The sequence below is a fragment of the Shinella lacus genome, from assembly GCF_010994755.1.
Lineage (GTDB): Bacteria > Pseudomonadota > Alphaproteobacteria > Rhizobiales > Rhizobiaceae > Shinella > Shinella lacus.
The window spans coordinates 38,139-52,629 of sequence record NZ_WHSB02000025.1; the positions used below are offsets into that span (position 1 = coordinate 38,139).

The following is a 14,491-nucleotide window of genomic DNA, read 5'->3' on the forward strand; positions in this document are numbered from 1 at the left end:
CTGTCGTCGGCGGCTTCTCGGTTTCAGGCAATTGTCTTGCCCGTGATCCTTGATTGTCTTCCGTTGAAAACCGGCATAGCTTCCGGTCATGGACTTTGACCGGACGGAGTCGGCAGCATATCTCGCCAATCTCCTGGCGAAGGCGGCGTCCCGCACCCTTCAGGCGCGGGCGGACGGGGCCGGCTTTGCGCCCGGCCAGTTCCCGGTCCTGCTGGAGCTTTGGAACGGCGACGGCCTCACTCAGCGCGAACTTCTCGACCGCCTCGACATCGAACAGGCGACGATGGCCAACACGCTCGCCCGCATGCAGCGCGACGGCCTCATCTCACGCCGCCGCCATCCCAAGGACAGGCGCGCGCAACTGGTCTTCCTGACCGAGCGCGGCAAGGCGCTGCGCGAGACGGCGATGGAGGCGGCAAGCGCCACGGAAGACGCGCTCTTCCACGGCTTCCGCCGCTTCGAGCGGGAGCTGCTGCTGGAATATATGCGCATGGTGCTGGCCAATCTCGGCCGCGAACCGCGGATCTGAGAACACCAGAATCGTCATACGATTTGCCCTCCCCGACGCGATCGGTCTAATGTCGCGCCGAGTTTCGCAAGGATTCGACCATGACCAATATTCTGCCCGTCCTCGACCACGCCAGCGCCGGCATTCCGGCGAGCCTCGAACGCATGTTCGAACTCGTGCGCATCAAGTCCATCTCCACCGATCCGGCCTACAAGGCGGAGTGCCGCCGGGCGGCCGAATGGCTGGTGACGGAGCTGCGCACGCTCGGCTTCGACGCGACGGTGCGCGATACGCCCGGCCATCCGATGGTCGTCGCCCATCATGACGGCGCGAAGCCCGATGCGCCGCATGTGCTGTTCTATGGTCACTACGACGTCCAGCCGGTCGATCCGCTGAACCTGTGGGACCACGATCCCTTCGAGCCCGCCGTGCGTGATGCCGGCGGCGGGCGCCGCATCATCACCGGCCGCGGCACCTCCGACGACAAGGGCCAGCTCCTGACCTTCGTGGAAGCCTGCCGCGCCTACAAGGAAACGGCGGGCGCGCTGCCCTGCCGCGTCACCATCCTCTTCGAAGGCGAGGAGGAATCCGGTTCGCCCTCGCTGAAACCCTTCCTCGAAGCCAATGCGGCGGAGCTCAAGGCGGATTTCGCCCTCGTCTGCGATACCAGCATGTGGGACGCCGATACGCCGGCGATTTCCGCGGGCCTGCGCGGCCTCGTCGGCGAGGAAGTGGTGGTCAAGGCAGCCGATCGCGACCTGCATTCCGGCTATTTCGGCGGTGCCGCCGCAAACCCCATCCATATCCTTTCGAACATCCTCGCCGGCCTGCACGACGAGACCGGCCGCGTGACGCTGGACGGTTTTTACGATGGCGTCGAGGAGACCCCGACGCAGATCAAGGCAGCCTGGGAAAAGCTCGGCAGCTCCTCCGAAAGCTTTTTGGGCGAGATCGGCCTGTCGATCCCGTCGGGCGAAAAGGGCCGCTCGGTGCTGGAACTCACCTGGGCACGTCCGACCGCGGAAGTGAACGGCATCACCGGCGGCTACACCGGCGAGGGTTTCAAGACGGTCATCGCGGCGGAAGCCTCGGCGAAGGTCTCCTTCCGTCTGGTCGGCAAGCAGGACCCGGCAAAGATCCGCGACGCCTTCCGCGCCTATGTGCGGGCAAAAATCCCGGCCGATTGCTCGGTGGCGTTCCATGCCCATGGCGGCTCGCCGGCGATCCAGCTTCCCTATGATTCCGCGCTGCTCGGCAAGGCGAAAAACGCGCTTTCCGACGAATGGCCGAAGCCCGCCGTCGTCATCGGCATGGGCGGCTCCATCCCGATCGTTGGCGATTTCCAAAAAATGCTCGGCATGGAATCCTTGCTCGTCGGCTTTGCGCTGTCGGACGACCGCATCCATTCGCCGAACGAGAAATACGAGCTGCGCTCTTTCGAGAAGGGCATCCGCTCCTGGGTGCGCATCCTCTCGGCGCTCGCGGCGCGCTGACCAAGATGTGATGGCACGGTTGACCGGCGTTAACCGGACGGAACGGATATGCTGGTCAACTGGTTAAACAAGGACCGCATCGCGGACAGGCGATGACAGGTCCACACAATGGGGAAGGAACGGAATGGCGGTAGACGGATGGATTGCGAGAGAGCCTTGCTGCTCAGGCGATGGGGCGCCGGGGGCAGGGGATAAGGCAGGATGAAGCGGCTGAAAAAATTCTTCTGGCCGCTCGTCAGCACCGCCGCGATCATCCTGTCGATCTACATCCTCTACAAGGACCTGCGCGGCCTGTCGCTTGCGGAGTTCATGGCGAGCGTTCATGCCATTCCGGTTTCCGGCTGGATCCTCGCGAGCGTCGCTACGCTCGTCGCCTATGCGGCGCTGGCCGCTTACGATCACCTGGCGCTGGAACATCTCGGCCACCGCATCTCGCTGTGGTTCATCACCATCACCTCGTTCACCACCTATGCCCTGTCGCACACGATCGGCGCCTCGGTGTTTTCCGGCGCGCTGGTGCGCTACCGCGCCTATACGTCGAAGGGCCTGACCGGGTCGGAGGTGGGCGTCCTCGTCGCCTTCTGCTCCTTCACCTTCGCGCTCGGCACCTTCATGCTGTTCGGGCTGGTGCTGGTGCTGGAACCCGCGATCATCGAGCGTTTCGCCGCGTTCCTGCCGATCGAGGCGGCGCTGTCGACCGGCTGGCTGATCCTCGCACTGGTGGCGCTCTATGTCGTTGGAAGCCTCGTCGGCTTCCGGCCGGTCCATACACGCTGGCTGCGGCTGGAATATCCCAAACCCTCGCTGGTGTTCCGCCAGCTCTTCATCGCGCCGATCGAGCTCATTGGGGCGGCCGCGATCATCTATTTCGTGCTGCCGGCGGAAGGCAATCCGGGCTTCTTCGTCGTGCTCGGCATCTTCCTCGCCTCCTTCTCCGTGGCGCTGCTTTCGCATGCGCCGGGCGGCATCGGCGTGCTGGAACTGGTCTTCATCGCCGGCCTGCCGGACATGGACCCGGCAACGGTGCTGGCGGCCCTTGCGGTCTTCCGGCTGTTCTACCTGATCATCCCGTTCATCATGGCGCTGGTGGTCGTGCTCATCTTCGAAAGGCAGCGTTTTCTGGCCCGCCCGAGCAATGGCGACGATTGAAGCGGCGGAGAGTTTCGGTTCATCTCGTATTCAGTCGAATTGTTTCATGCTGTCATCCGTCTTGATCACTGTACAACAGTGACTATCCAAGGGAGACCGACATGAAGACAACGATCAAGGGCGGCATTGCCGCTGCCATGGCCGTCGCCATGTTTGCCACGACCTTCGTAACGGCGCCGGCCTTCGCCATGCCGATGCCGAAGGTCGGCGCGTCGCAGGCATCCGACGTCGAACAGGTTCAATATCGCCGCGAACGCCGTGGCTGGTACGGCGGCCATCGCGGCTATCGTTACGAGCGCCGCGGCTATCGCCGTCATTCGGATGGCTGGTGGTATCCGCTGGCTGCCTTCGGCGCCGGTGCGATCATCGGTGGCGCGATCGCCAATGACGGCTATTCCCAGCCGCGCTACGAAGGCATCAACCCGCGCCACACCGAATGGTGCTATGCGCGCTATCGCTCGTATCGTGATTACGACAACACGTACCAGCCGAACTATGGCGGCCGCCGCCAGTGCCTCTCGCCTTACTATTGAGGCCTTTTCTCGGGCGGTCCAAAGGGCCGCTCGAAGTCTTTTCGGCTGTTACTTCTCCGGCAGATCCGTCGTCACGGCGGTAGGGCGAAGGCGGCCGACCTCGCCGATGCTCACATAGAGTTGCAGCAGCGGCGGAACGAGGGCTTGCGACGCCTTGGCGACCGCCTCGTTATAGGCCTTGACGTCCGCCTCCGCCTCGATCGTCTTGCCCGCATTGGCGAAGATCATGACGATCATCCCGTTCATGGCGGCATTCACCTGCGCGGCCGCCTTCGGGCCTTCCGCCGTGGTGAACATGGGCATCATCGACAGGTTCTGCGCGCTGACGCGGCTCACGATCTCCTGCAGCTTGAACACCTGGTCCTGGATATCAAGCCCGGCCGCCTGCTTTTGCGTGACGACCGCGTAGAGACCCTGGAAGTCCTCCATTTTCTGGCGCAGGTCGCTGTAGTTGCGGATCACGAAATCCGTCTTGATCTTCTGCTCCTCGAAGGTGGCGTTCACCTGGGGGGCCAAATAATAGGTGCCGATGCCGCCGACCATGAGCGCAAGCGTCGTGAACCACATCGGGGTCCGGTCCGCGACGAGGAATGTGCGCACGGCTTCGCGCTTCTTGCGGGGGCTTTCCGTCGACGAGGCTTCCGCAAATTCGGCCATCTGGCACTCCACCTTCTGTGACGGGCGTTAGTTGTAACCGCCGATGGCGGCATGACAACCCCGGCGGCACTGCACCCCATGCCCCGCGCAAACGATTGAGAAATTGGGGCTTTCCGTTTCCGATTTCTTAACCACCCCTTAAATCGCCGCATTTAAGGTTCACCCGACGGCGATATTTTTGAGGGTGTACCCGACCGCTTATGGCAGCCAATCGCAAATCCCAGCGCATCGAACCGTCCTTTCAAGGGTCGGGTGGCCGCAACGACGACGACGATTTTCACGTCGGCGCGGGGGATCGCGTGGTGGGTAGCGGCGGCCGCAAGGGTCGCGGCAAGCCGCCAAAGGCCGAGCGGCCGCGGCGTGGTGCGCGCGGGCGCCGGCAGGCCTCCGGCGGCGGCATCTTCGGTCTGTTCCGCAGGCTCTTCTACTGGTGCGTCGTGCTCGGCATCTGGGGCGCCATCGGCGTCGGCGGGCTCGTGCTCTATTACGGCGCGCGCATGCCGAGCGCCACCAGCTGGTCGATCCCCGACCGGCCTCCGAACATCAAGATCCTCGCCGTCAGCGGCGATGCCATCGCCAATCGCGGCCTCACCGGCGGCGAGGCGCTGTCGCTCGAAAACATGTCGCCCTATATCCCGCAGGCCGTCATCGCCATCGAGGACCGGCGCTTCTATTCGCATTTCGGCATCGATCCGCTCGGCCTTGCCCGGGCGATGTTCACCAATGTCACCACCGGCCGCATGGTGCAGGGCGGCTCGACGCTGACGCAGCAGCTCGCGAAGAACATGTTCCTCTCGCCGGAGCGCACGCTGGAGCGCAAGGTGCAGGAAGTGCTGCTCGCCTTCTGGCTGGAGCACAAATATTCCAAGGACCAGATCCTTGCGATGTATCTCAACCGCGTGTTCTTCGGCTCGAATTCCTACGGCGTCGAGGCGGCCTCGCGGCGCTACTTCAACAAGTCGGCGCGCGATGTGAACCTCGGCGAGGCCGCCCTTCTCGCTGGTCTGCTGAAGGCGCCCTCGCGCCTTTCGCCGGCGCGTGATCCGGAAGCGGCGGAAGCCCGCGCCCAGGTCGTGCTCGGCGCCATGCGCGAAGAAGGTTTCGTCACCGACACCGAGATCAAGACCGCGATGTCGCAAACGCCGGCGCGCGCAAAGAGCTATTGGTCGGGTGCCCAGCACTACGCCGCCGACATGGTCATGGCGCAGCTTCCCGGCATGATTGGCGACATTACCGAAGACCTCGTCATCGACACGACGATCGACCTCGACCTCGAAAAGAAGGCCGACGAGGCCCTCACCACGCTTCTCGACAAGGAAGGCGCGAAATCCGCCGCCTCGCAGGCCGCTCTCGTCTCGATCGACGGCACGGGCGCGATCCGCGCATTGGTCGGCGGGCGCGACTATGCGGAAAGCCAGTTCGACCGCGCTTCCAAGGCCAAGCGCCAGCCCGGCTCCGCCTTCAAGCCCTTCGTCTACGCCGCAGCGCTTGAGGCCGGCCGCTCGCCGCTCTCGGTGCGCAACGACGCGCCGGTGCGGATCGGCAAATGGACGCCGGAGAACTACGACCAGAAATATCGCGGCGAGGTAACGCTGTCCTCCGCGCTCGCCAATTCGCTGAACACGATCGCCGCCCAGCTCGTCATGGAAGTCGGCCCGGACGAGGTGATCAAACTCGCCCGCAGGCTCGGCATCGAATCGGAGCTACAATCGAATGCCTCGATCGCGCTCGGCACGTCGGAAGTGACGCTCGTCGAGCTGACGGCCGCCTACGCCCCCTTCATGAACGGCGGCTACAAGGCCACACCGCATATCATCCGCCGCATCTCGACCGCCGACGGCCGGGTGCTCTACGAAAACACCTATGACAACCCGCCCCGCGTGCTGGAGCCGAACATCGTCTCCATGATGAACGGCATGATGATGCGCGTCATCACCGAGGGCACCGGCAAGAACGCCCGCATTCCCGGCTGGCAGGCCGCCGGCAAGTCCGGCACGACCCAGTCCTTCCGCGACGCGCTCTTCGTCGGCTACACAAGCAACCTCACGACCGGCGTCTGGTTCGGCAATGACGACGGCAAGTCGATGAAGAAGGTCACGGGCGGCGGGCTCCCCGCCAAAGCCTGGAGCAGCTTCATGACCGCAGCCCACGAGGGCCTCAGCCCGTCCCCGCTCTTCGGCACGGCCGGCGGCGACCAGCCGGTGGTGGACGGCACGCAGCCCGTCCCCGAAGAAGGCGGCGACCAGCTCTTCGACATCATCTCCCGCACGCTCGGCACCGATCGCGGCTCCGGCAATGACGGGCAGGCGATCGCGAGTGAACAGACGGGCGCCGTGCCGCTCGACGACGGGCTCGTGCCGCCTGCCGATGTCGGCCAGCAGCAGCAGACGGGCACAAGGCGCACGACGCTTCTCGACATCCTCACCGGCGGTTGATCGCGCCCTTTGGCTTGACGCCCGCAAGGAACCTCACCACATTGCGTCTTACAGACGGTTCACCCTTCTCATGGCGCTGATTTTGCGAGCTTTGCGGCCGCACGATGTCTTGCAGTCGTCTGGACTGCTCCTTATATACGCCGCAAGGCTTCGGCTCAGGCTCAAGCTTTCGAGAAGACCATACCATTAGGGGCTGCCAAAAGAATGCCTGAATGGGTTCCGGCAGTTCGCTTCAAGGAGAGAATGACATGGCTAAAGTAATCGGTATCGACCTCGGAACGACCAATTCCTGCGTTTCCGTCATGGACGGCAAGGACGCGAAAGTGATCGAGAATGCCGAAGGCGCGCGCACGACCCCGTCGATCGTCGCCTTCAACGATGATGGCGAGCGCCTGACCGGCCAGCCGGCAAAGCGCCAGGCCGTCACCAACCCGGAAAACACCCTGTTCGCAGTGAAGCGCCTCATCGGCCGCCGCTACGACGACAAGCTCGTCGAGAAGGACAAGGGTCTCGTTCCCTACAAGATCGTCAAGGGCGACAATGGCGACGCGTGGGTCCAGGCCCATGGCACCGGCTATTCCCCCTCGCAGATCTCCGCGATGATCCTTCAGAAGATGAAGGAAACCGCCGAATCCTACCTTGGTGAAAAGGTCACGCAGGCCGTCATCACGGTTCCCGCCTACTTCAACGACGCGCAGCGCCAGGCAACCAAGGATGCCGGCAAGATCGCGGGCCTTGAAGTCCTGCGCATCATCAACGAGCCGACGGCTGCGGCACTCGCCTACGGCCTCGACAAGAAGGACGGCAAGACCATCGCCGTCTACGACCTTGGCGGCGGCACGTTCGACATCTCGGTCCTGGAAATCGGCGACGGCGTCTTCGAAGTGAAGTCGACCAACGGCGACACCTTCCTCGGCGGTGAAGACTTCGACATGCGTCTCGTCGAATATCTCGCAGCCGAGTTCAAGAAGGACCAGGGCATCGACCTGAAGAACGACAAGCTCGCCCTTCAGCGCCTCAAGGAAGCCGCCGAAAAGGCCAAGATCGAGCTGTCCTCCTCGCAGCAGACCGAAATCAACCTGCCGTTCATCACGGCGGATGCCTCCGGCCCGAAGCATCTGACGATGAAGCTGTCGCGCGCCAAGTTCGAAAGCCTGGTCGACGATCTCGTCCAGCGCACCGTCGCGCCCTGCAAGGCAGCCCTCAAGGATGCCGGCGTCACGGCGGCCGAGATCGACGAAGTCGTTCTCGTCGGCGGCATGAGCCGCATGCCGAAGGTGCAGGAAGTCGTCAAGCAGCTGTTCGGCAAGGAGCCGCACAAGGGCGTCAACCCGGATGAAGTGGTCGCCATGGGCGCCGCCATCCAGGCCGGCGTTCTCCAGGGCGACGTCAAGGACGTCCTGCTCCTCGACGTGACCCCGCTGTCTCTCGGCATCGAAACGCTGGGTGGCGTCTTCACCCGTCTGATCGAGCGCAACACGACGATCCCGACGAAGAAGTCGCAGACCTTCTCGACTGCCGAAGACAACCAGTCGGCCGTGACCATCCGCGTCTCGCAGGGCGAGCGCGAAATGGCTGCGGACAACAAGCTGCTCGGCCAATTCGACCTCGTCGGCATTCCGCCGGCACCGCGCGGCATGCCGCAGATCGAAGTCACCTTCGACATCGACGCCAACGGCATCGTGCAGGTTTCGGCTAAGGACAAGGGCACCGGCAAGGAGCACCAGATTCGCATCCAGGCCTCCGGTGGCCTCTCCGACGCCGACATCGAGAAGATGGTGAAGGACGCCGAAGCCAATGCCGAAGCCGACAAGAAGCGCCGTGAAGGCGTCGAGGCGAAGAACCAGGCCGAAAGCCTGATCCATTCGTCGGAAAAGTCGCTCAAGGAATATGGCGACAAGGTCACGGAAACCGACCGCAAGGCCATCGAGGACGCCATCGCCTCGCTGAAGACCGCCGTCGAAGCCTCGGAGCCCGATGCCGACGACATCAAGGCGAAGACCAACACGCTCATGGAAGTCTCCATGAAGCTCGGTCAGGCAATCTACGAGGCCCAGCAGGCCGAAGAGAACGCGTCTTCCGGTGAAGCCGGCGACAATGTCGTCGATGCGGACTACGAAGAAGTCAAGGACGAGGACGACCGCAAGAAGTCGGCCTGAGCCTCCTGAAAAACCGGCCGCCACAAGCGGCCGGTGCAACGGATAGCAAAAGGGCGGAAGTCAGCGCGAAGGGAACAAGGCCAAGATGATCACTCCCGTTGCAAGCGGTGACGATGTCCTGGTCTTTCCTTCGCTCCGGCTCCCGCCTTTTTGCGTGTCCGGTTTCCAGTGCAGGCTGAAGGCAAGCTTGTTCATCCATAACAAGAAGACCGTTCCACTGAAACGGACGTGAACCCGAATGGCTAAAGCTGATTTTTACGAGACGCTGGGTGTCTCCAAGACCGCCGACGAGAAGGAGCTGAAGAGCGCCTTCCGCAAGATGGCGATGAAGTATCACCCGGACAAGAATCCTGGCGATGCCACGGCCGAGCAGACGTTCAAGAACGTCAACGAGGCCTATGAGACGCTGAAGGACCCGCAGAAGCGCGCGGCCTACGACCGTTACGGCCACGCTGCCTTCGAGCAGGGCGGCATGGGCGGTGGTGGCGGTGCCGGCTTCCAGGGCGGCGGCTTCTCCGACATCTTCGAAGACATCTTTGGCGAGATGATGGGCGGCGGGCGCCAGCGGCGGTCCTCCGGCGGGCGCGAGCGCGGCGGCGATCTGCGCTACAACATGGAAATCTCGCTGGAAGAGGCCTATGCCGGCAAGACCGCGCAGATCCGCGTGCCGACGTCGATCACCTGCGACGTCTGTTCCGGCTCGGGCGCGAAACCCGGCACCAGCCCGAAGACCTGCGCCACCTGCCAGGGTTCCGGCCGCGTGCGCGCCGCACAGGGCTTCTTCTCGATCGAGCGCACCTGCCCGACCTGCCACGGCCGCGGCCAGACGATCAGCGATCCCTGCACTAAGTGCCACGGCCATGGCCGCGTGACGGAAGAGCGTTCGCTCTCGGTCAACATTCCGGCCGGTATCGAGGACGGCACGCGTATCCGGCTGTCCGGCGAAGGTGAGGCGGGCGTACGTGGTGGACCGGCGGGCGATCTCTACATCTTCCTGTCGGTGAAGCCGCACGAGTTCTTCCAGCGCGACGGCGCGGACCTCTATTGCACCGTGCCGATCTCGATGACGACGGCCGCCCTCGGCGGCACCTTCGACGTGGCGACGCTCGATGCCACCAAGTCGCGCGTGACGGTGCCGGAAGGCACGCAGGCCGGCCGCCAGTTCCGGCTGAAGGGCAAGGGCATGCCGGTGCTGCGCTCCGCGCAGGTCGGCGATCTCTACATCCAGATCCAGATCGAGACGCCGCAGAAGCTGACCAAGCGCCAGCGCGAACTGCTCAAGGAATTCGAGGAGATTTCCTCGAAGGAAAACAACCCGGAATCCGCGGGCTTCTTCGCGCGGATGAAGGAATTCTTCGAGGGCTGATAGCTTGCACGGAAGACTTCGGACCTCTCCTCCGTCATGGTCGGGCTTGACCCGACCATCCACGCCACACCCCGCCGATGGATCCTCGGGTCAAGCCCGAGGATGACGCGCGAGGGGGCGAAACCTGTCAAAAGCCGGGGTGGAAACACCCCGGCTTTTTTTATGCGGCGCGCAGGATGAAGTTCGAAAACCGCTTCTGCACGAAGGGCGAGACGAAGAAGACGATGGCGAACACCATGATCGGCGCGATCACCGCCGTGCGCTGCCAGATGGTCCAGCCTTCGGTGAGCGGCAGCACGATGTAGAGGATCGTGGTGATCAGCGGATAGACGGGCACCAGCATGGCGAGCGCGAAGTGCAGTTTCGAGAGTTTGCGGGCAGGAGCGGGCGTGGTCATTGGGAGGAGCCTTTATAGAACGGAACGTTTCGTTTATATAGAAACGATACGTTCCGTTCAAGTGCCTTCCGTGCTAGAAGAACGAAAAAAGGAAAAGCCAGATGACCGAGGCAGAGTTGAAGCCCGCCCGCCGCTCGATCGGCGCCACGCGCAATCCCGCGAGCCAGGAGGCGATCCTGGCGGCGGCGGAGGCGGTGCTGCTGGAAAACGGGCTCGCCGGCTTTTCCATCGAGGCGGTGGCGCGGCGCGCGCGCGCCGGCAAGCCGACGATCTATCGCTGGTGGCCGTCGCAGGCAGCCCTGCTGCTCGACGTCTACCACAGCCACAAGCGGATCAATTTCATCTTCCCCGACCGGGGCAATATCCGCGATGACCTGCGCGCCTATCTCACCGGCATTCTAAAGACCTGGCGGGATGGCACGAGCGGCGAAGTCTTCCGCTGCGTGGTGGCAAGAGCGCAGGAAGAGCCGGCAGCGCTCGCGGCCCTCTCGGCCTATATGGCGGACCGCCGCTGCCAGAGCGGCAAGATCGTAGAGAAGGCGCAGGAGCGAGGCGAGGTTCGCCCGGACGTCAAAGCCGAACTCGTCACGGAAATCCTGTCGAGCTTCGCCTGGGGCCGGCTGTTGACCGAGCGGCTGGATGTTTCCGAAGCCGAGGTCGAGGCTGTCGTCGATACGGTGATTGGCGGTATCCTGACGAAACCGGCGGCCTGAGCCGCCGTCAGCCGTCAGTTCGCGATGCGGACCAGCGTCAACTTGCCGTCGCCATCCTGTTTGGCCGCGACGCCTTCATAGCTGTTCAGCAACGGATGGCTCGTTTCGATCGGGTGGTGGTGCGTCGCGGTGATGACCACGACGCCGGCGCCGGCACTCTCACCGGCAAGAATGCCCGCGGGCACATCTTCGAAGACCAGGCAATCGGCCGGATCGACGCCGAGGCGCGAGGCGCCCAGCTTGTAGCCATCCGGCGCCGGCTTGCCCTTCGTCACGTCGTCCGCCGTCACGATCACCTCGGGCAGCGGGATGCCGGCGGCCGCGAGACGACGGCGGGCGAGCGCCACCGGTGCCGAGGTGACGATGCCCCAGCGTCCGGCCGGCAGCGAGGTCAGGAAGGCGATCGCGCCGGGAATCGCGACGACGCCGTCGACATCCTCCATCTCCTCGCGCTCGACCTCCTTGGCCTCAGCGACGGGATCGACGCCCGGCAGGCCGAGGCGGGTGATCGTGTCGATGCCGCGCACGCCGTGCATGATCGGCAGGAAGGTCGCGACGTCTAGGCCGTGTTTCAGCGCCCACCGGGTCCAGACCCGCTCCGTCGCCGGGATGGAGTTGATGATCGTGCCGTCCATGTCGAACAGGAAGGCGGAAAACGGGCGATCGAAGACGGGACGGGCGGAAGAGGGCAAGGCGAAAACCTGTGGGAGCTGGGAGGGGAGGATGCAACGCATGGGCGGGCCTTTCGATTACCCCCTTGCGCCCGGACAGGCAACCGCCCTCACGCCATCGTGTGCGCAGTCCTTTGCATCGGTCCGGCAAAACCCTATCTAGGGGACGAGCCGACGATCGGCGTTCGATCTTTCTGTTGTTGCCGCATTTATGCGGCTTCAAGTGATTCCACTCGCGCAAAAAATGCTCTAGCTCTCACCCCATGCCGCATAAGGTTTCCCTCTCCCGCCTCAAGCTCACGGATTTCCGCAACTATGCGGGCCTGTCGCTAGCGCTCGACGGCCGGCATGTCGTGCTGACGGGGCAGAACGGCGCCGGCAAGACCAACCTCATGGAAGCCGTCTCCTTCCTCTCGCCCGGCCGAGGCCTGCGCCGGGCGGCCTATGGCGATGTCGCGCGCGCGGGGGCCGAGGCCGGCTTCTCCGTCTTCGCAACGCTTGACGGCATGCTGGACGAGGTGGATATCGGCACCGGCACGGAGGGCGGCGACGAAGGCCAGACGCGAAAACTCCGGCTGAACGGCACGCCGGCCCGCACCGTCGATGAATTGCTCGATCACCTTCGCGTGCTCTGGCTGACGCCCGCAATGGACGGGCTCTTCACCGGCCCCTCCGCGGACCGTCGCCGCTTCCTCGACCGGCTTGTCCTGTCGCTCGATCCCGAACACGGCCGCCGCGCGGTGGATTTCGAAAAGGCTATGCGCGGCCGCAACCGTCTGCTCTCCGAGCCGCGGCAGGATCCCGCCTGGCTGACGGCGTTGGAAAAGCAGATGGCCGAACTCGGCATCGCCATGGCGCACGCCCGCCACGAGCTCGTCGGCCTCATCTCCGGCCTCGTGGAAGCCGCGCGCGACGACGGCCCGTTTCCATCCGCCACCATGCGGCTCTCCGGCTTCCTCGACGGGGAATGGCAGCGCCCCGCCTATGAGATCGAGGAGATCTATCTCGGCATGCTGCAGGATGGCCGCTACCGCGACGCCGCCGCCGGCCGCACGCTGGACGGCCCGCACCGCGCCGATCTTTTGATCCGCCATCGCGAGAAAGACATGGAGGCCGAGCGTTGCTCGACGGGCGAGCAGAAGGCGCTGCTCGTCGGCCTCATCCTCGCCCACGCCGGCCTCGTCGCCAGCATGACCGGCCATGCGCCGGTGCTGCTGCTCGACGAAATCGCCGCCCATCTCGACGAGGGCCGCCGCGCCGCCCTCTTCGACCGGGTCGATGCGCTCGGCGGCCAGGCCTTCATGACCGGCACCGACCGTGCGATGTTCGACGCGCTCGGCGATCGCGCCCAGTTTCTCACCGTCTCGAACGGAGGCATCGTGACATGACCGATCCGCTCAGCCCTGAAGAGATCGACCGCTACCGCCGCCATATCGTGCTGGCGGAAATCGGCGGTGCGGGCCAGCAGAAGCTGAAACAGGCCAACGTGCTGATCATCGGCGCCGGTGGCCTCGGCGCACCCGTCATCCAGTACCTCGCCGCCGCCGGCATCGGCCATATCGGCGTGCTGGACGATGACACGGTCTCTCTCTCCAATCTCCAGCGCCAGGTGATCCACGACACCGCCGGCCTTGGCACGCAGAAGATCGCCAGCGCCGAAGCCGCCGTCGCCCGCCTCAACCCGCATGTGCGCTTTTCCGGCATCGCGGAGCGGCTGAGCGCGGACAACGCCGCTTCGTTGCTCGCCGGTTATGACATGCTCGTCGACGGCTCGGACAATTTCGACACGCGTTACGCCTCGGCGGACGCCGCTGAAGTCGCGCGCATCCCGCTGGTCACCGGTGCCGTCGGCCGTTTCGATGGCTCGCTGACTGTGCTGAAACCCTACGAGCCCGGCCCGGACGGCACGCTCAACCCCGGCTACCGCGACCTCTTCCCGTCCGCCCCGCCCCCGGGCGTCGTGCCCGCCTGCGCCGAGGCCGGCATCGTCGGCGCCCTGACGGGCGTCGTCGGCACGCTGATGGCGATGGAGGTGATCAAGCTCGTCACCGGCGCCGGCGAGCCCCTGGTCGGCCGCCTGATGCTCTATGACGGGCTTGCTGCAAGATTCGAGACGCTGAAGTACAAGCGCCGAAGGGCATCATAGCCGGAGAACGCCGCTCCCCCCTCTGCCCTGCCGGGCATCTCCCCCTCAAGGGGGGAGATCGGCAAGCGGAGAAGCATTGCTCACACTGCGACGTCAATGATTGGCAAAACGGTTACCCCATCCAATCTCCCCCCTTGAGGGGAGTGTTTACATTGAACGCTTTTGAGATTCTGCTATGGGGGTGATTTGCGTGGAGGCAGGTGATGGATTGCCCGGGCTGTGGTGGTGTCGATCTGATCAAGCGCGGCAGCAAGGCCGGCCATC

General features: G+C 64.4%; 13 protein-coding genes. 10 read left to right on the forward strand and 3 right to left on the reverse strand.

All coding sequences use genetic code 11. The features are described 5' to 3' along the window. Nucleotides 1–88: 88 nt before the first annotated feature. The 4 genes from GB927_RS32855 (at nt 89) to GB927_RS32870 (ending at nt 3,683) form a co-directional block, all read left to right on the forward strand. Nucleotides 89–529: a MarR family winged helix-turn-helix transcriptional regulator gene (locus GB927_RS32855; RefSeq protein WP_256121365.1), complete on the forward strand. Its 441-nt coding sequence runs from the start codon at nt 89–91 to the stop codon at nt 527–529. Between the two features lie 80 nt (nt 530–609). Next, nucleotides 610–2,001, forward strand: a complete 1,392-nt coding sequence (locus GB927_RS32860; protein WP_256121366.1) for a dipeptidase — start codon at nt 610–612, stop codon at nt 1,999–2,001. Between the two features lie 201 nt (nt 2,002–2,202). Further along, nucleotides 2,203–3,150, forward strand: a complete 948-nt coding sequence (locus tag GB927_RS32865; RefSeq protein ID WP_256121367.1) for a lysylphosphatidylglycerol synthase domain-containing protein — start codon at nt 2,203–2,205, stop codon at nt 3,148–3,150. A gap of 101 nt (nt 3,151–3,251) precedes the next feature. Next, complete coding sequence (locus tag GB927_RS32870) at nt 3,252–3,683, forward strand: BA14K family protein (RefSeq protein ID WP_435266906.1); 432 nt, start codon at nt 3,252–3,254, stop codon at nt 3,681–3,683. Nucleotides 3,684–3,731: 48 nt separating this feature from the next. Here the strand turns inward: GB927_RS32870 and GB927_RS32875 are convergent, their stop codons facing one another. After that, on the reverse strand, nt 3,732–4,340 hold the full coding sequence (locus GB927_RS32875; RefSeq protein ID WP_256121368.1) for a hypothetical protein: 609 nt from the start codon (nt 4,338–4,340) through the stop codon (nt 3,732–3,734). A 200-nt stretch (nt 4,341–4,540) separates the two neighbouring features. Here GB927_RS32875 and GB927_RS32880 point away from each other — a divergent pair, with 200 nt between their 5' ends. The 3 genes from GB927_RS32880 (at nt 4,541) to dnaJ (ending at nt 10,300) form a co-directional block, all read left to right on the forward strand. After that, nucleotides 4,541–6,775, forward strand: a complete 2,235-nt coding sequence (locus tag GB927_RS32880; RefSeq protein WP_256121369.1) for a transglycosylase domain-containing protein — start codon at nt 4,541–4,543, stop codon at nt 6,773–6,775. A 248-nt stretch (nt 6,776–7,023) separates the two neighbouring features. Continuing rightward, nucleotides 7,024–8,934 carry a molecular chaperone DnaK gene (gene dnaK, locus GB927_RS32885; RefSeq protein WP_256121370.1) on the forward strand — a complete coding sequence of 637 codons (1,911 nt, stop codon included), beginning with the start codon at nt 7,024–7,026 and terminating at the stop codon, nt 8,932–8,934. Between the two features lie 238 nt (nt 8,935–9,172). Then, nucleotides 9,173–10,300, forward strand: coding sequence for a molecular chaperone DnaJ (dnaJ, locus tag GB927_RS32890; protein ID WP_256121371.1), 1,128 nt, complete (start codon nt 9,173–9,175; stop codon nt 10,298–10,300). 160 nt (nt 10,301–10,460) lie between these two features. Here the strand turns inward: dnaJ and GB927_RS32895 are convergent, their stop codons facing one another. Beyond that, complete coding sequence (locus GB927_RS32895) at nt 10,461–10,697, reverse strand: putative antibiotic biosynthesis monooxygenase (RefSeq protein WP_256121372.1); 237 nt, start codon at nt 10,695–10,697, stop codon at nt 10,461–10,463. Nucleotides 10,698–10,798: 101 nt separating this feature from the next. On the opposite strand from GB927_RS32895, the gene GB927_RS32900 reads away from it, so the two are divergent. Beyond that, entirely contained in the window at nt 10,799–11,410 is a 612-nt protein-coding gene (locus tag GB927_RS32900) for a TetR/AcrR family transcriptional regulator (protein WP_256121373.1), read from the forward strand. Between the two features lie 14 nt (nt 11,411–11,424). Here GB927_RS32900 and GB927_RS32905 read toward each other — a convergent pair whose 3' ends face one another. After that, nucleotides 11,425–12,144 carry an HAD-IA family hydrolase gene (locus tag GB927_RS32905; protein WP_369431772.1) on the reverse strand — a complete coding sequence of 240 codons (720 nt, stop codon included), beginning with the start codon at nt 12,142–12,144 and terminating at the stop codon, nt 11,425–11,427. A gap of 200 nt (nt 12,145–12,344) precedes the next feature. Between GB927_RS32905 and recF the strand changes: the two genes are divergently transcribed. Further along, entirely contained in the window at nt 12,345–13,469 is a 1,125-nt protein-coding gene (gene recF, locus GB927_RS32910; RefSeq protein WP_256121374.1) for a DNA replication/repair protein RecF, read from the forward strand. Continuing rightward, complete coding sequence (locus tag GB927_RS32915; protein WP_256121375.1) at nt 13,466–14,227, forward strand: molybdopterin-synthase adenylyltransferase MoeB; 762 nt, start codon at nt 13,466–13,468, stop codon at nt 14,225–14,227. The genes recF and GB927_RS32915 overlap by 4 nt, the downstream gene beginning before the upstream one ends. The last annotated feature ends 264 nt before the right edge of the window (nt 14,228–14,491 follow it).